The 16,028-nt window shown below is 68.6% G+C and carries 14 protein-coding genes and 3 pseudogenes; 8 read left to right on the forward strand and 9 right to left on the reverse strand.

Going from position 1 to position 16,028, the window contains the following annotated elements; all coding sequences use genetic code 11:
* Positions 1 to 26: 26 nt before the first annotated feature.
* The 4 genes from ADBZ5N_RS04555 to ADBZ5N_RS04570 are packed head-to-tail and all read right to left on the reverse strand — an operon-like array spanning position 27 to position 3,204.
* Positions 27 to 1,610, reverse strand: coding sequence for a maltokinase N-terminal cap-like domain-containing protein (locus tag ADBZ5N_RS04555; RefSeq protein WP_526256302.1), 1,584 nt, complete (start codon positions 1,608 to 1,610; stop codon positions 27 to 29).
* Entirely contained in the window at positions 1,529 to 1,732 is a 204-nt protein-coding gene (locus tag ADBZ5N_RS04560) for an alpha-amylase family glycosyl hydrolase (RefSeq protein ID WP_526256303.1), read from the reverse strand. The genes ADBZ5N_RS04555 and ADBZ5N_RS04560 overlap by 82 nt, the downstream gene beginning before the upstream one ends.
* 21 nt (positions 1,733 to 1,753) lie before the next feature.
* Positions 1,754 to 2,728, reverse strand: coding sequence for an NADPH:quinone oxidoreductase family protein (locus ADBZ5N_RS04565; protein WP_526256304.1), 975 nt, complete (start codon positions 2,726 to 2,728; stop codon positions 1,754 to 1,756).
* Positions 2,728 to 3,204, reverse strand: a complete 477-nt coding sequence (locus ADBZ5N_RS04570; RefSeq protein ID WP_526256305.1) for a GreA/GreB family elongation factor — start codon at positions 3,202 to 3,204, stop codon at positions 2,728 to 2,730. Before ADBZ5N_RS04570 ends, ADBZ5N_RS04565 begins: the two co-directional genes overlap by 1 nt.
* A gap of 118 nt (positions 3,205 to 3,322) precedes the next feature.
* Here ADBZ5N_RS04570 and ADBZ5N_RS04575 point away from each other — a divergent pair, with 118 nt between their 5' ends.
* Both ADBZ5N_RS04575 and ADBZ5N_RS04580 read left to right on the forward strand, forming a co-directional pair.
* On the forward strand, positions 3,323 to 4,990 hold the full coding sequence (locus ADBZ5N_RS04575; protein ID WP_526256306.1) for an SLC13 family permease: 1,668 nt from the start codon (positions 3,323 to 3,325) through the stop codon (positions 4,988 to 4,990).
* Between the two features lie 67 nt (positions 4,991 to 5,057).
* Positions 5,058 to 5,834 (forward strand): HugZ family pyridoxamine 5'-phosphate oxidase, encoded by a 777-nt coding sequence (locus tag ADBZ5N_RS04580; protein WP_526256316.1) that lies wholly within the window; start codon positions 5,058 to 5,060, stop codon positions 5,832 to 5,834.
* Here ADBZ5N_RS04580 and ADBZ5N_RS04585 read toward each other — a convergent pair whose 3' ends face one another.
* A complete protein-coding gene (locus ADBZ5N_RS04585; protein WP_526256307.1) occupies positions 5,835 to 6,713 on the reverse strand; it encodes an alpha/beta hydrolase in 879 nt (292 codons plus the stop codon).
* 27 nt (positions 6,714 to 6,740) lie between these two features.
* On the opposite strand from ADBZ5N_RS04585, the gene ADBZ5N_RS04590 reads away from it, so the two are divergent.
* Positions 6,741 to 6,974, forward strand: coding sequence for a hypothetical protein (locus ADBZ5N_RS04590; RefSeq protein ID WP_526256308.1), 234 nt, complete (start codon positions 6,741 to 6,743; stop codon positions 6,972 to 6,974).
* Positions 6,975 to 6,977: 3 nt separating this feature from the next.
* Here the strand turns inward: ADBZ5N_RS04590 and ADBZ5N_RS04595 are convergent, their stop codons facing one another.
* Positions 6,978 to 7,910, reverse strand: a complete 933-nt coding sequence (locus tag ADBZ5N_RS04595; RefSeq protein ID WP_526256309.1) for an LLM class F420-dependent oxidoreductase — start codon at positions 7,908 to 7,910, stop codon at positions 6,978 to 6,980.
* 53 nt (positions 7,911 to 7,963) lie between these two features.
* On the opposite strand from ADBZ5N_RS04595, the gene ADBZ5N_RS04600 reads away from it, so the two are divergent.
* The 4 genes and pseudogenes from ADBZ5N_RS04600 to ADBZ5N_RS04615 all read left to right on the forward strand — a co-directional run bounded on the left by ADBZ5N_RS04600 (position 7,964) and on the right by ADBZ5N_RS04615 (position 12,882).
* Positions 7,964 to 9,625, forward strand: coding sequence for an AMP-binding protein (locus ADBZ5N_RS04600; RefSeq protein WP_526256310.1), 1,662 nt, complete (start codon positions 7,964 to 7,966; stop codon positions 9,623 to 9,625).
* A 56-nt stretch (positions 9,626 to 9,681) separates the two neighbouring features.
* Positions 9,682 to 11,256: a class I adenylate-forming enzyme family protein gene (locus tag ADBZ5N_RS04605; RefSeq protein ID WP_526256311.1), complete on the forward strand. Its 1,575-nt coding sequence runs from the start codon at positions 9,682 to 9,684 to the stop codon at positions 11,254 to 11,256.
* Positions 11,257 to 11,261: 5 nt separating this feature from the next.
* Positions 11,262 to 11,660 (forward strand): DUF6941 family protein, encoded by a 399-nt coding sequence (locus tag ADBZ5N_RS04610; protein WP_526256317.1) that lies wholly within the window; start codon positions 11,262 to 11,264, stop codon positions 11,658 to 11,660.
* A gap of 63 nt (positions 11,661 to 11,723) precedes the next feature.
* Positions 11,724 to 12,882: pseudogene (locus ADBZ5N_RS04615) on the forward strand (HNH endonuclease signature motif containing protein).
* Here the strand turns inward: ADBZ5N_RS04615 and ADBZ5N_RS04620 are convergent.
* The 3 genes and pseudogenes from ADBZ5N_RS04620 to ADBZ5N_RS04630 form a co-directional block, all read right to left on the reverse strand.
* Complete coding sequence (locus ADBZ5N_RS04620) at positions 12,862 to 14,136, reverse strand: MFS transporter (protein WP_526256312.1); 1,275 nt, start codon at positions 14,134 to 14,136, stop codon at positions 12,862 to 12,864. The pseudogene ADBZ5N_RS04615 and the gene ADBZ5N_RS04620 overlap by 21 nt on opposite strands.
* The gene (locus ADBZ5N_RS04625) at positions 14,133 to 15,356 is read right to left on the reverse strand and encodes an FAD-dependent oxidoreductase (protein ID WP_526256313.1); all 1,224 of its coding nucleotides are present in this window, start codon (positions 15,354 to 15,356) and stop codon (positions 14,133 to 14,135) included. The genes ADBZ5N_RS04620 and ADBZ5N_RS04625 overlap by 4 nt, the downstream gene beginning before the upstream one ends.
* 103 nt (positions 15,357 to 15,459) lie before the next feature.
* Positions 15,460 to 15,707, reverse strand: a pseudogene (locus ADBZ5N_RS04630) (KUP/HAK/KT family potassium transporter); the annotation flags it as partial.
* A gap of 73 nt (positions 15,708 to 15,780) precedes the next feature.
* On the opposite strand from ADBZ5N_RS04630, the pseudogene ADBZ5N_RS04635 reads away from it, so the two are divergent.
* A pseudogene (locus tag ADBZ5N_RS04635) lies at positions 15,781 to 16,028 on the forward strand (hypothetical protein); the annotation flags it as partial.

Below are 16,028 nucleotides of genomic sequence, written 5' to 3' on the forward strand. Positions count from 1 at the left end.
CGCCCGGCAATGCCCGCAGCGCGGCTTCACCCGACCAGGCGCGCGATGGACCCCATCGGAATGCGCAGCCACCCCGGCCGGTGCCGGGCCTCGTAGACCGCCTCATAGACCGCCTTGTCGATCTCGTAAGCGGCCAGCACCTCGGCGTGCTGACGCGGGTCCGCACCCGCCACGGCCGTATACCCGGCGCAGAAGGCCGCACCGTTGCGGTCAGACCACTCCCGGGCCCGCGCCGCAAGCTGACGGTCGGCCTGCTCATCGACTGATCCGTCTAGCGGGTGATAGGCGGCGTAGGCGAAGGAGCGCAGCATCCCGGCCACGTCGCGCAGCGGCGAATCGGGTTGGCGCCGTTGCTCCAACGGCTGGCCGGGCTCACCTTCGAAGTCGATCAGCAGCCAGGCCTCCGGGGTGCGCAGCACCTGTCCGAGATGCAGGTCGCCGTGAATGCGCTGCACGGTGATCGGCTTGCCGGCGGCGTCGATGTAGCGTCGCTCGATGGCCGGCAGATAGGGCGCCAAATCGGGGACGGCAGCCGTCGCAGCGGCGAGGCGTTCCCGCATGTGCTGCAGCGGAAGCCGCGCCGCCGACGTGCCCAGCACGCGGGCCAGATCAGCGTGCACCGACGCGACCGCCTCACCGAGTCGGAATGATTCCCCGGCGAAGTCCCCGCCCACCTCGTAGGCGTACAGGTCAGCCTCGACATAAAGGGCACGGGTGCTGGCGGTGGCCATATCCCAACCGTCCGCCGAGTTCGCGGCGTAGGCGGCGACCATGCCCAGCGGGCAGGGCCCACCGGCCTGCTCCACTTCGAACGTCCCCAAAAGCCCTGCCACATGGGGGTTGTCGGCCACGGTCAGCACCCGGTTCAACTCGATATCCGGGTTGATCCCGCAGGATACCCGGCGGAAGAGTTTCAGGATCGCCCGCTCCTCGAATACCACGCTGGTGTTGCTCTGCTCGGCCTCGCTCACCCGGGCCTCGGCGTCCACCGGCAACTCCGCACCGGGCTCGCGGGTGAACCGCACCTCACCGATCGTCGCCGACGAATCGACCAGACGCAGCAGGAAGCGGGCCGAATCCGGCTGGTAGAGCGCGTCATAACCGGTGTGTCCACCGGCCGTGCCGATGGTTGCCACCGATCCATACTCCAACAGGGGAGCCGAATCCCACTGCACCACAACCTGATAGCACTCGGTAGAGCCGTCGGTGTAACTGACGTCCACCAGCACCAAATCCACACCGTCGCGCAGCCGGGCCGCCAGGGACGGTTCGGCGGCGGTCAGGGTGCGGCTGCGGCCGGCGTACCACCGTTGGTGCGGCAGCCATTGCGCCCACGGCAGATCATCGATCGCGCTCACCAGCCCTCCTCTGATCGCAGCTCGAACCAGTAGAACCCGTGCCCGGGTCAGCAGATAGGGCAGCTGACCGATCCGGGGGAAGGCCACGTGGCCGGTCAGTTCCACCGGAATCCCGGAGTTCCAGTGCTGCAGTTGCAGCTCGATGGGCTGCGGGAAGCGGGACAGATTGGTCACGCAGAGCACCACCTCGTCCCCGGCTGCTGTGGGGGCCTCCCGGACGTAGGCCAGCACCGAGGGGTTGGACCGCTCCACACGTAGAAGTCGCCGTAGGGGCCGCTCGCGTCGCGGCGGGATTCGGTGAACCACGGGTGGTTCATCACCAGGTCGGTGATGATCCGGATACCCCGGCGATGCGCCGCGTCCAGCAGTGCCACGAAGTCCTCGAACGTAGCGAATCAACGCACCTTCAGGACCACTTTGCCCTTGGCTGTGCGGTTTTCCAGCGCCGCGACGGCCGCGGCGGCCTGCTGCAGCGGGAACACCTGGGGCTGCGGCGGGGCCAGCATGCCCGACGTCAGCAGGTCCGACAGCCCGCGCCACTGCTCGGCCAGCGCGTCGGGGTGGGTCAGCGCCCAGGCACCCCACCCGACGCCGACCACCTCGATGTTGTTGAGCAGCAGACGGTTGACCTTGACGGTCGGGATCTCTCCGCCGGTGAACCCGACGACCAGCAGCCGCCCGGCCGGCGCCAGGCAGCGCAGCGAGTCGGTGAACCGGTCCCCGCCGACCGGGTCCATCACGATGTCCGCGCCCGTGCCGCCGGTGAGTTCGGCCACCGTGTCCTTGAATCCGTCGGCGAGCACGACGTCGGTGGCCCCGGCCGCCCGGGCCACCTCGGCCTTCTCCTCGGTGCTGACCACCGCGATCACCCGGCCGGCACCGAGCGCGGGTGCCAGCCGCAGGGTCGAGGTGCCGATTCCCCCCGCCGCACCGTGCACCAGCACCGTCTCGCCGGCGGCCAACCGGCCCCGCTCGGTCAGCGCGAAATACACCGTCAAGTCGTTGAACAGCAGTCCGGCGCCGGCTTCGAAGCTGACGTTGTCCGGCAGCGGGAACACCCGGTCGACGCCGAGCACGGCGGTCTCGGCCATCGCCCCGCCGATCATGGTCAGGCCGACCACCCGGTCGCCGGGTGAGACGGCCGCGCCCGCCGGCGCCGATCGCACCACCCCGGCCAGTTCGGCGCCCAGCGTGAACGGCAGTTCGGGCCGGTACTGGTAGAGCCCCCGGGTCAGCAGCGTGTCGGGGAACGCCACCCCGGCGGCGTGCACGTCGACCACGACGCTGTCGCCGGCTGACTCCGGTTCGTCGATGTCAGCGAGTTCCACCGACTCCGGGCCACCCAATGTGGTGACCCTGACGGCCCGCATCAGGGCTGCTCGATGGCCAGCAGCTTGACCTGGAGTTCCCCCCGCGGGGTGCGGTAGGTGATGGTCTCGCCGGCCTCGCGCCCGAACAGCGCCAACCCCAGGGGGCTGTCGGCGGTAAGCGTGGTGTCCTCTTCACCGGCGGGGGTCTCCTCGATGAAGTTGACCACCCGCATCTCGATGTCGGCGTCATCGTCGGGGAACCGCAACCGCACCTTGGTCCCGTTGGGCAGCTGCCCCGGTACCTCGGCGTTGCCCCCGGCCAACAGCCAGGTCACCCGGCTGATCTGCTCCTCCACCCCGGCGAGATCGTCGGCGCGCTGCAGTGCTTCGGCGGCGTCGCCGCGGTCGCCGACGGTCTCGGCATCACCCTGCAGGTCTGCGCGCAACTGGTCGCGTCGGCGGCGCAGATCGGCCAGTTCGGCCTCCAGGCGCTCGCGTTCCTGTTCGGCGAAGTCCTTTGTCGTGTCCTGGCTCATGAACGACAAGGTACCGCCGCCGTCAATGGGTTCCCAGCAATGGGCTCCAGCAACGGCCTCCACGTCAGAGGTGAACGGAAGCTGAATCCGTGGTTAACGGACGGATTATTCCCCAATAATGGCCGCCATGCAGGTGCTGGCGGCAGTCATCGTGATCGTCACCCTGGCCGTCATCGTCAGCGGCCGGGTGCCCCCGGTGCTCTGCTTGATCTGCGCCCTCATCGTGGCGGGCTTCGCCGGGATCGCCAAGCCGTCGGAACTGTTCGCCGGACTGAGCAATGGGGGCGTCATCACGATCGCCGCCATGCTGGTGATCGCCAAGGGTGTTTTCTACACCGGGGTGGTTTCCCGGCTGATGTACCGACTGCTGTCCGGGGTGGACTCCGTCCGGGAGACCCTGGCCCGGTTGATCCCACCGGTCGGCGTGATGTCGGCACTGATCAACACCACGCCCATCATGGCGATGCTCATTCCCGCCACCAAGGAACTCGAACAGCAGTCCGGCGTGCCGGCCCGCGGTGTGTTGCTGCCCATCGCGCACGCGACCACCCTGGCCGGTTCGGCCACCCTGATCGGCACCAGTTCGAACCTGCTGATCGCCGGCATCGCCAAGACCTACGGCGTGAACCTGAGCATGTTCTCCTTCGTGCCGGTGGCCGTGCCGGTGGCGCTGGCCGGCTGGGCCGTGCTGCTGCTCACCGCCCCTCTGCTGGTGCGCGAACGGCCGCAAGCCCCGGACATCGACCTGAACTGGCGGGCCGAGATCCCGCTGTCGGCCACCGCCAACAGCATCGGCCGCACCGCAGGTGAACTGGGCATCGAGGACACACCGGAGTTCAACCTCATTCAGATCAGGCGGGTCGGAAAGAAGATCCCGCTCGAATCCACCCTTGAAGCCGGTGACCTCATGGTTTACCAGGCCACCGAGGACGGCGTGCGGATGCTCTGGGCAAGTCCCCGGTTCGGGCTAGCCCGGCAGGATTTGTTCCTGGTGTCGATCTCCGGGGACGAGGCGACGACGGTCCAGGCCCTCGAGGAGGACGAGGACGTCATGGTGGTCGCCGCGGAAACCACCAAATCGTTGCGCAAAACCGAGGCCAAGCCCGGTGGAATGTGTCTGGTGTCCGCCCCGTCCGCCGACGTACTCGCCGAGCACCCACTGGTGGGCATCTGGCAGAAGGTGGCCGGCAAGGCGCCGCAGACCGGTAAGACCTGGGTCGGGATGGCGATCCTGCTCGCGGTCATCCTGGCCAGTTCATTCGGGATCGCGCCGGTGGAGTTGATCGCGGTGACCGGCGCCACGCTGATGGTGGTCACCGGTGTGCTGACGCCCCGGTCGGCGGCGCGGGCGCTGAACTGGAACATCCTGGCGATCATCGCCGGATCGATCGGTCTGGGCACCATCGTGGTGAAAAGCGGCCTGGGCGAGACCATTTCGAGGGAGATCGTCGATATCTGCGGCGGCGAGGCACTCCTGGTGGCGGTGGTGTTCGCGGTGGTGACGACCGTGGTGACCAATGTGGTGACCAACGCCGCCGCAGCGGCCATCCTCACCCCGGTGGCGATCACCGTGGCCAACAGTGCCGGGCTCAACCCGGTAATCCTGCTGACCCTGATCGGAACCTGCATCTCCCTGACGTTCCTCAACCCGATCGCCCACCAAACCAACCTGATGGTGATGGGGCCGGGCGGCTACACCACGAAGACATTCGTCAAGTTCGGCATTCCGGTGACGATCGTGGCCCTGGCCGTCGGCATCCTCGTGGGATGGACGCTGCTGAAATAGCTGCTGAGATAGCGGTATCGTCGCCCCCGTGGCACGAGATCACGGCGACCCGGGTGACGCCCCGACCATGGCGCCGCCGCTGACCGGGATCGCTGACTCGACAAGGCCGTCGGCAGCCGAAGAAGCCCGGACCATCGCTGGGTCGACCAACGTCGGGACCCTGGCCAGTCTCACCAAGACCGGCGACCCGTGGGCGTCGTTCGTCACCTACGGTCTGCTCGATACCGAATCTGTCGGGGGTGCGCCGGTGCTGTGCGTGTCCCATCTGGCCGAACACGGCCGCAACCTGGCCGCCGACCCGCGGGCCAGCCTGGCGATCGTCGCCCCCGGCGCCGAACCGGACCCGCTGGCCAGCCCGCGGATCACCCTGGCCGGCGTGGTGGAAAGGCCGGTTGGCGACGAACTCGCGGCCGCCCGGGCGGCCCACGTGGCCGCCGTGGAAGCGGCCAAGTACTACATCGACTACACCGACTTCTCGGTATGGGTGCTGCGGGTGCGGCGGGTGCGCTGGGTCGGCGGGTACGGGCGGATGGACTCCGCAACCGCCGACCAGTACGCCGCCGCCACCCCGGATCCGGTAGGCCCGATCGCCGCCGGGGCCGTCGAGCACCTCAACGCCGACCATGCCGACGCACTGGCGGAGATGGCCCGCGCGTTGGGCGGCTACCCGGACACCGACTCCGCGGTGTGCACCGGGGTTGACCGCTACGGGCTGGACCTCAAAGTCAGCACGCCTCGCGGGGCGGCCTACACCCGGGTCGGCTTCGGTGGTGCGCTGGCATCGGCCGAGGAATTGCGCGCGGCCACGGTGGATCTGGTGCGGCGGGCGCGAACGTCCGGTTAGTTAGAGCACCCGGCGGAGAAACTCCACCTGATCGGCCTTGACCTTGGGGTCGGAGTAGATCGCGAAATGACCGTACGGGTAGCGGCGCAGCTGTCCGCGCGGTGCGAGGCCGGCGGCCTTGAGGGTTGATTCCGGCGGAGTCGTCGTATCGGCGTCGCAGACGCAGAACAGCACCGGCATCGTCAGCCGGTGCGCCAGGCGGACGGGCCGGAAGAACGGCAGAGTAAGCATCACCCGGGCAGCGATCTCGTTGCGCCACAACGACTCCGGCGGAATGATCGCGGTGAAGCCGGCCAGCGCGTCGGGTTCGGTCATGGCGGCAAACGTGCCCGGCGGGCCCGCGGCCGGGATCAGGGTGGGCGCCAGGCCCAGGGCAGCCCCGGCCGCATCGCGCAGGGCGGCGGCCACCGCACGGATCAGATTGCCCGGCGGCATCCGGCGGATCACCGGGATACTGTCGGTGTAGGGCGCCTGGGAGATGACGGCGGCGATCAGCGGGTCGGTGGCGGCCACCGCGATGACGTGGCCGCCGCTGAATGACGATCCCCACAGCACGATGCGGCCCGAATCGATGCCCTCGGCACGCCGGGCCCACCCTATGACCGCCCGGTAGTCATCCTGCTGGGCGGCGATGTCGAGTAACTGGCGGGGCTGGCCGGTGGACGCCCCGAAGTGCCGGTAGTCGAACAGCACCACGGCGAAGCCGGCGTCGCAGAAGGCCTCGGCGTAGGCCGGCAGCGCGTCGTCGCGGGTCGCGGAGAAGCCGTGCGCCATGACCACGCAGGCAACCCGACGATCAGTCTGCTCGGGTCGGTAGACATAGGCGGCCAACTGCTCCCCGTGCGAGGGGATCCTGACCTCCAGGCGTTGGGCGGGCATGCTTTTCAACCTAGTACCCTCCCAGCTATGACCACTGCGACCGAAGAACGGCAGACCGCGGCCCAACTGGCCGAGGAGCAGGATTGGCAGCGGCGGGTCAGCGGGGACGGTCGGCACGACAACTACTACCGCGGCACCGTCCGCATCCGGGCGGTCTGGGAGGGCGACACCACGCTGAGCGGTGCAACGCTGTTCCACGACGAGATGTATGAGTCCTACACCCGCGAACCGGCCACCCTGCGGGCCTGGTTCAAGCGGTAGCACTCACGCCGGCGAACTCAACCCCAGCACCCCGGCCAGTTCCCGCAACGACGGGCGCGGATCCCAGGCCGGATTCCCGTCGCCGAGCACCTGCACGAGCACATGGTCGGCGCCGGCGTCCAGATGCGCGGTGACAGTCGCCGCGGCCTGGTCCACCGATCCCATCCCCACGACGCCGCGGGCGAGTTTCTCCGAGCCACCCGGCACGAAGTCGGACTCGTCGAACCCCAGCCGCTTCCAGGAGTTGCGGTAGTTCGGCAGCCCCGAATAAATCTGCAGGTACAGATGCGCGCGGCGCATCTGCTCGGCGTCGTCCAACTCCCCGGCCTCCCCGACGACCACACCCTGCTCGGGGATCACCCACTTGTCCGGCCCGAGGATCTTCCGTGCCGTCGCGGTGTGTTCCGGGGTGGTCAGGTAGGGGTGCGCGCCGTCGGCGTCGGTGCCGGACAGCTCAATCATCTTGGGGCCCAGGGCCGCAAGTAGCCGAGTCGGACGGCCCGATCCCGGCTCGATGATCTCCGGCAGGGCCGCCATCCGGCCCAGGTAGTCACGCATCGTCGCCAAGGGCCTGTCGTAGTTCACCCCGAACCGCGCCACCAACGGGCCGTGGCTCACGCCCAGGCCCAGCACGAAACGACCCGGGTACAGAGCGGTCAGGGTGCGCCCGGCGCCCTCGGCGGTCTCCGGGATGCGGGCGTGGATGTTGGCGATCCCGGTGCCGATCACCAACCGGTCGGTGGCATCCAGGAAGGCCGCCGACTCGACGAGTGCGTCCTTGAAACCGATCTCCGGGAGGAACAGCGAGCCGTATCCCATCGACTCGATGTCGCGGGCCACGTGCTGGGCGGCGGGCATCGGCCAGGTGTCGCTGGCCCACCACACCCCGATGCGAGACGGGAAGTCGATCCGGGCTTTGGGCTCTGCGGTCGTCATGCCCCGATTCAATCAAACCGCTCCACTACACACGCTTTTGGCAGACTGTCGCCATGAGCACCGGCCCCGCCAACTTCGACCTGTCCACCGTCTTTCGCACCGTCGCGCAGACCATCCCCGACAAGCAGGTCCTGGTGTGGCGGGACAAGCGGCTGAGTTACGCCGACGCCGACGCCCGCATCGACGGGGTCGCCCACTACCTGGCCAGCCAGGGTCTGGGCTGCCACACCGAACGCGACCGGTTGGCCAACCACCAGTCCGGCCAGGACCATGTTGGCCTGTACATGCGCAATGGCAACGAATACATGGAGGCGATGGTGGCCGGCTACCGGGCCCGCGTCGCACCGTTCAACGTCAACTTCCGCTATGTCGAAGAGGAACTGCTCTACCTGCTCGCCGACGCGCGCGCCCGTGCGCTGGTCTACGCCGCGGAGTTCGCCCCACATGTGCAGTCCATCCGTGGCCGGCTTCCCGACCTGCAGGTACTCATCCAAGTCGCCGACGACTCCGGCAACGACCTGCTGCCCGAGGCGGTGGACTACGAATCCATCGTCACCACACCGGCACCGGCGGCGGGTATGCCCACCCCCAGCGGCGACGACCTGTACATCCTCTACACCGGCGGCACGACCGGCATGCCCAAAGGGGTGCTGTGGCGTCAGCACGACATCTTCATGTCGGCGATGGGCGGGCGGCCGTTCCTGGCCGGCGGCGAGCCGCTGACGTCCTACGACGACCTGATCGCCCAGGTCCGCGCCCAGGGCGGCTTCCGCTCCATGCTGCTGATCCCGCCGCTGATGCACGGCGCCGCCCAGTGGGGTGTGTTCAACACCATCAGCACCGGCGGCTGGGTCGCCATGCCCGACGACGTCCGCCGCCTCAACGCCGACGCGCTACTGCGGTTGGCCGAACGCGAACGGGTGCTGGGCATTCCGGTGGTCGGTGACGCGATGGCCCGCCCGCTGATCGACCAGATCGAGAAGGGCGACTACGACCTGTCCGGGCTGATGGCGATCACCAACGGCGGCGCCCCGTTGTCGCCGACGGTCCGGGACCGGTTGCTGGCCGCGCTGCCGAACCTGATGATCATGGACGCGGTGGGTGCCTCCGAGTCCGGTGCGCAGATGACCACGATTGCCACCAAGGGCTCCGACGTTGCGACCGCTACCTTCACCGCTCTGGATGACACCACCGTGGTGGCAGCCGATTTCAGCCGGGTTTTGCAACCCGGTGAGGGTGTCGGCTGGCTGGCGCGGCGGGAGCTGGTGCCGCTGGGCTACCTCGGTGACGCGGAGAAGACCGCCCGCACCTTCCCCACCATTGACGGGGTGCGCTGGTCCATTCCCGGCGACAAGGCCCGGTTGCTGTCCGACGGCCGAATCGAATTGCTCGGTCGCGACTCGGTGACTATCAACTCCGGCGGGGAGAAGATCTTCGCCGAGGAGGTCGAGCGGGCGGTGGCCAGCCACCCCGCCGTCTACGACGTCACGGTGGCGGGACGGCCCTCGGAGCGGTGGGGCAACGAGGTGGTCGCGATCGTGCAGTTCGCCGAGGGCAAGTCGGCCAGCGACGAGGAACTCGCCGAAGCGTGCCGGACGCATATCGCCGACTACAAGATCCCCAAGGCGTTCGTCCGGGTCGACACGGTGGTCCGCTCCCCGTCCGGCAAGGCCGACTACCGCTGGGCCAAGGCTGTTGCCGCCGGCGAGGCCTGACCAGCCGAACGTGTGGCCACACAGTCGCGGCGGATGTCCCGCCTAAGATCGGCGACGTGCAGTCCCCGTGGGGTGGTGAGGTCGCAGCCGGCAGCTACGGCGGGCACCCCGGGCTGGTCTATCTGCAGCGGCCGCGCACCTTCGCCGACCTGCTGACCGGGACGGACCGCTGGACCGACCGGCCCTTCCTGGTCCAGGGTGAGCGACGCATCACCTTCGGGCAGTTCTTCGCCGCGATCGGGCTTGCGCGGGAACGCCTGGGGCCGCTGTCGATTCAACCGGGAGACCGGGTGGTGCTGCTGGCCTACAACAGCCCCGATTGGGTGCTGGCGTTGTGGGCGATCTGGGCGGCCGGTGCGGTCCCGGTGCTGGGCAACCGTTGGTGGAGTCCGCGCGAGGCCGAACATTCGATCGCCCTTCTCAACCCGCGGGCCGTCATCACCGATGCACCGGATCTGGTCGGCCGCCCGGCCCTGGACATCGCCGAGGTGGCCGGCTGCTTCACCGATGCCGCCGCCGCGTCCCCCGACATCCCCGGCCCCGCCGACGAGGAAGACCCGGCGGTCGTCCTGTTCACCTCCGGAAGCACCGGGATGCCCAAGGCGGTCGAACTGCCTTTCCGGTCGGTGGTGGCCAACCAGCAGAACGTGCTGGCCCGATCTGGCCAGTTACCGCATCTGATCCCCGCCGACGGCCCCCAACCGGTGAACCTCATCTCCACGCCGCTGTTCCACATCGGCGCGTTCGCCACGCTGATCACCCAGATCATCACCGGCGGGCGGATCGTGTTCAACACCGGACGCTTCGATCCGGGACAGGTCCTTGCCTTGATCGAGACCGAACGCATCCAGCGCTGGGGCGCGGTGCCGACCATGGCGGCCCGACTGCTGGAGCATCCCGACTTCGAGTCCTACGACCTGTCCAGCCTGCGGTCCTTCCCGCTGGGCGGGGCACCGGTGCCGCCGGTGCTGCTAGAGCGGTTAGCCCGCCGGCTGCCGCAGTTGCAGCGCCGCGGGATGGTCAACATGTGGGGCATGACCGAAGGCGGTGGATTCTTCACCGTCGCCACCGGCGCGGATCTGGAGCGGCACCCGAAGACGGTCGGCCGCGCGCTTCCCACCGTGGAGTTGCGCATCGACGCCCCTGACGCCGACGGTAGGGGCGAGATCGTGGTCCGCAGCCCTACGGTGATGCTCGGCTATCTCGGAATCACAGACGACACAATGGGTTCCGACGGCTGGCTGCACAGCGGGGATGTCGGGAACCTCGACGGCGACGGTTATCTGTTCATCGACGGCCGCAGCAAGGACATGGTGATCCGGGGTGGGGAGAACATTGCCTGCCCGCACGTCGAGGCGGCGCTGATGCGTCATCCCGACGTGCTGGAGGCCGCCGCGATCGGGTTGCCGCACCCGGATCTCGGCGAGGAACTGGCCGCGGTTGTTGTCTACCGGCCGGGCGGCCGGGTGCCGACCGAGGCCGAACTCGTCGCCCATATGGCCGGTGAGGTGGCCTACTTCGCCGTGCCCACCCGGTGGCAGATCCGCGGGGAACCGCTGCCGACCGTCGGCACCGAGAAAGTCGACAAGAAAAGCCTGCACGCGGAATTCCCACCCCGGGAATGCCCGTGAGAGCCATGGTCTTACTCGCGCATAGCGGGCATCTGGACAAGAGCGGAACTCTGCACGCCCTCGGCCTGGGCTGGACCACCTGCCCCACCCCAACCGCCCAGCACGTTCTGATCGTGTTCGTGGAGGTGGCCTGGTCGGAGATCGGCGCATCGTTCCCGATCCGCGCCGAACTAGTCGACAGCGACGGTAACCGGGTGGCTCAAACCGAGCAGAGCACAATCAACGCCCGCCGGCACCCCGTGCACCCGGCCGGGACACCGGTCACCATCCCGTTCATCGCCACCGTCCCGCCGCTGAACCTCACTGTGGGGCAGCGCTATCAGTGGCGGGTCACCATCGACGGGGAGATGCACGAGGACTGGCTGGCCGGGTTCACCGTGACGGAATTGCCTGCGCAGCAGTAACTATCCACAGTCGCCAGTTGGACCACAGATTTCTTGTCAGTCGTACGGCGTAGTTTTTCGAACATGAAGTCGACAGCCGCCGTGGCGGCCCTCGACGGGCTGGATACCGCCGTCCGGGCGGTCGGAGCGCTGGACTGGGACACCATGCCGATCCGAGAACGCCTGAAACCTCTCGACCGGCTGGAAACCATCCGCCGCCGCGCCACAGCCACCGCACTTGACCTCCTCGGTTTCATCGATCGCAGCCGCGACCCGGCCCTGGGCGGGGCGGTCGCCAAAGTCCTCGCCGACGTCGTGCGCATCACCCCCACCGAAGCCCGCCGCCGCATCCGCGACGCCGCACAACTGCAGCCCCGAACCACCCTGACCGGACAGACCCCCCCCCCCGCACTGCCGGCCACCGCCAAAGCCTGGGACGCCGGACTGCTGGACCCCGCCGAACTGCGGCCCGACCAGCTACACAAACTCGCCGACCGGCTCGCCATCCGCCTCAACCCCGACGGCCAATTCTCCGACGACTGCGCACCATGCTGGACGCCTGGCTGGCCAAATTCGCCGCCCCCGGCATGAGCAACCCCGCCGATCAAACCCCCACCCTCACCGGCCAACCCAGTCAAACCGTCCAGGACAGCGATACCCGCACCCACGGCCAACGCCAACACGACGCCCTCGCCGCACTCGTGCGAGGCCAACTCGGCGACCCGAAACTCCGCCAGCACAACGGGCTGCCCGTCACCGTCATCGCCTCCGCCACACTCGACCAAATCTGCACCGCCACGGGCCATGCCGTCACCGGCGGCGGCAGCCTGCTGCCAATGGGTGATCTGATCAGAATGGCGGCCCACGCCTACCACTACCTATCCATCTTCGATAAGCACACCGAGCGGGCCCTCTACCTCGGCCGCATCCGACGAATCGCCACCGCCGACCAACGCATCGTGCTCCACGCCAAAGACCACGGCTGCACCGCGCCGGGCTGCGACGTCCCCGGCTACCTCACCGACGTCCACCACGTCGACGACTGGGCTACCGGCGGACCCACCAACATCGACCGACTCACCTTCGCCTGCCCCGCCCACCACCGCCTGCTTACCCCCGGCGGGTGGAAAACCCGTAAACGCCGCGACGGCACCACTGAATGGCTACCCCGCCCCAGTTACCACTACCACCCGGTGCCAACGACTACCACCACCCCGAACGACTACTCCCCGACGGCGGTTGAACCGGCAACCGGTTGGTCCCTGGGATGCGTCTCGTACATCCGTAGCGCCACACCCACCGCCGAGACCGCGGTGATCGCCGCCGCGGTCCACACCGCCGCCCGCAACCCCCACAGGTCGGCGGCCACTCCCCCGACGACGGCGCCGACGGCGTATCCGCTGTCACGCCAAAACCGGTACACGCCCACCGACCGGGCCCGCCACAACGGGTGGGCCACATCACCGATGACCGCCAACAGGGTCGGGTACACCATCGCCGTGCCGGCCCCGAGCAGCGCTCCGGCCGCCAGCCACCACCCGAAACTCTGACCGGTCGCGACCAACGCCAAACCCACCGCCTGGGTGAGCATCCCGGCGGTGATCAGGTGCTTGCGCCCCCACCGGTCCGACAGCGCGCCGGTGAGGATCTGCGCCACACCCCACACCGCGGGGTACACCGCGATCAGCAACCCGATCCGGTCGACGGCCAGTCCGGCGCCGGCGAACAACAGCGGAAACAACCCCCAGGACAACCCGAAGTTGAGGTTGTTGACCAGGCCAGCCTGACTGGCCGACGACAGCGCCGGTTCGGTGAAACTGGTGCGGACGAAGATGTCCCGGTCGGACAACGCGGCGTCGTCCTCGGTGCCGGACGGGTGGCTGCCGGCTTCCAGCCGGGCGTAGTCGCGGGTCTCCCGCACCAGCACCACCGACAACGCCAGACCGATCAGCGCGTAACTCAACCCGAGCAGGAACGGCGCGGGCCGCAGGCCATGGTTGGCCGCAAGATAGCCGGCCAGCCAGGCGGTGATCGCCACCGCGCCGTAACCCGCGGCCTCGTTGAAGCCCATCGCCAGACCGCGCTGTCGGGGGCCGACGAGGTCGATCTTCATCACCACCGTGGTCGACCACGTCAGGCCCTGGTTGATGCCCAGCAGCACATTGGCGGCCACCACCCATCCCCAGGACGGCGCCCAGATCAGCATCAGCGGTACCGGGACGGCCAGCAGCCAACCCGCCACCAGAACGGGTTTGCGGCCGAATCGGTCTGACCAGGTGCCGGCCAGATAGTTGGTGATCGCCTTGGTGATTCCGAACGCTAGGACGTAGGTCAGCAGGAATGTGTAGCCGGTCAGTCCGAACACCTCGGTGGCCAGCAACGGCAGCACCGTCTGCTCCTGGCCGACCATCCCGCCCACCAGAGCGTTGACCGCAACGAGAAGGCTGAACTGAAAGAGGTTGGCGCGCAATCCCAACCGCGGTTCAGTCGCCGTCATCGACGCGCAAACGCCGGAGCCCGCTCGGGGCGTATTCCGACGCCGATCACCCGTGCCGGTATTACTGTCAGCCAGGGCAACCTCCGGAGCACCTGCACGAGGGCGGCCGGCGGTCTGCCGTCGGCCCCGCGGAAGACCGGCACCACCAGTCGGCGGTGCAGGACTCGCTGCAGACGTTGGGTGATGGCGACTGGCGGCAGGCGGCGTCGGCGCACCGCGGCGAGGTCGGCATCGGTCACCGTGCGACGGCGCAGGGGTTCGGCCAACAGGGTGGCGGCCCCCACCGCATCCTGGACCGCGAGATTGATTCCCACCCCGCCCATCGGTGACATCGCGTGCGCGGCGTCCCCGATGCACAGCAGGCCGGCGGTGTGCCAACGCGTGAGTCGGTTGACTTTGACGTCGAGCATTTTCACGTCATCCCACGACGACAGCCCGGAGGTGTCCGCCTCCGGCATCAGGGCGGCAACGTCGGCACGGAACGCCGCCAGCCCGCGGGCGCGCAACCGCTCGTCGCTGCCCTTGGGAATCAGGTAGCCGATCTGGAAGTAGCCCTCGCGCGGGATCACCACCGCCAGTTTCCCCGGCGCGGTGCGCGGCACCAGCGAGTACTCGGCGCTGGCGTCCCGGGGCAGCCGGAACCACCACACGTCGAACGGCACCGACCACTCCCGGACGGGCAGTCCGGACTCCGACCGCACCGTTGAGGTACGACCGTCGCAGGCGACGACCAGGTCGGCAAGCAACTCGCCGTCACCGGCGGGACTGCGGTATCGCACGCCGGTTACGGCGGGGCCGTTGCGAACCAGGCCGGTCACCTCATGGCGCATCCGCAACGTGAAGGTGGGTTCGGACTGGGCGGCCTCGGCCAGCAAGTTGAGCAGGTCCCATTGCGGGACCATCGCGATGTAGGGATGCGGCTGGTGCAGCCGGCGGAGGTCGACCAACGTGACCTCGCGGCCGTCGACGTCGAACCCGAGGTGGTCGATCCGGCTCTGCGGCAACGCGGCGAAGCGATCCCACAATCCCAACTCGTCGAGCAAACGCAGCGTACTGGGATGCACGGTGTCACCACGGAAGTCGCGCAGGAAATCGGCGTGCTTCTCCAGCAGCGTCACCTCGACGCCGGCCCGGGCCAGCAGCAGGCCCAGTACCACCCCGGCGGGGCCGCCACCGACGATCGCGCAGGTCGTCGCCGCGCAGGTCGTCATCTCAGGCATCAGCTCAACCCTAAACCTCGACCCGCGCCCGAGGATGCCGATCACCACACCACCATCACCGGACCGAAGAACCGGCCCACCGTCGCGGTTCCGCGTCGTTGCACACCCGCCGATCAGAGCGGCCGCCGAACCGGCGCACCAGGGTGATCAGCACCATCACCCCGCCCTCGCCGTCGTTGTCGGCGCGCATGACCAGCGTCACGTAGGTCAGCGGCGTGACGATCAGCATCCGGCCGGGTTGAACAACGTCTGCACGGTGTAGATCGGGCTGATTCCGATGTCGCCGAACACCACCCCGAGGGCACCCACCACCAACCCGGCCCGTAACGGCTGTGCGTTGTGCGTCGGCATCGGCGGACCCTAACCCTTGGAACACGGGGGCTACTGGCCTAGATTTTTCCTACCGACGGCGAAAGGAAATGCGGTGCGACGTGTCTTGTCCGGCGCGGCTGCGGCGGCACTGGCCGCGGCGGCGGTGTTCTCCGCGCCACCCGCCAGCGCCGGCCTGGTGGCCGGCCACTACAACGCCTGGATCGACGGCCGCTACGACTTCCACACCTGGATATTCACCTTCACGTCCTGCAACCCGCCGGACAGCGTGGAGTTCTGCGCCAACGTCTCGGCCAATCCGATGCCGATCGCCAAAGCCTTCCAGTGGTACGCCAAGGCCTA

The sequence above is a fragment of the Mycobacterium sp. genome, from assembly GCF_044370595.1.
GTDB lineage: Bacteria > Actinomycetota > Actinomycetes > Mycobacteriales > Mycobacteriaceae > Mycobacterium.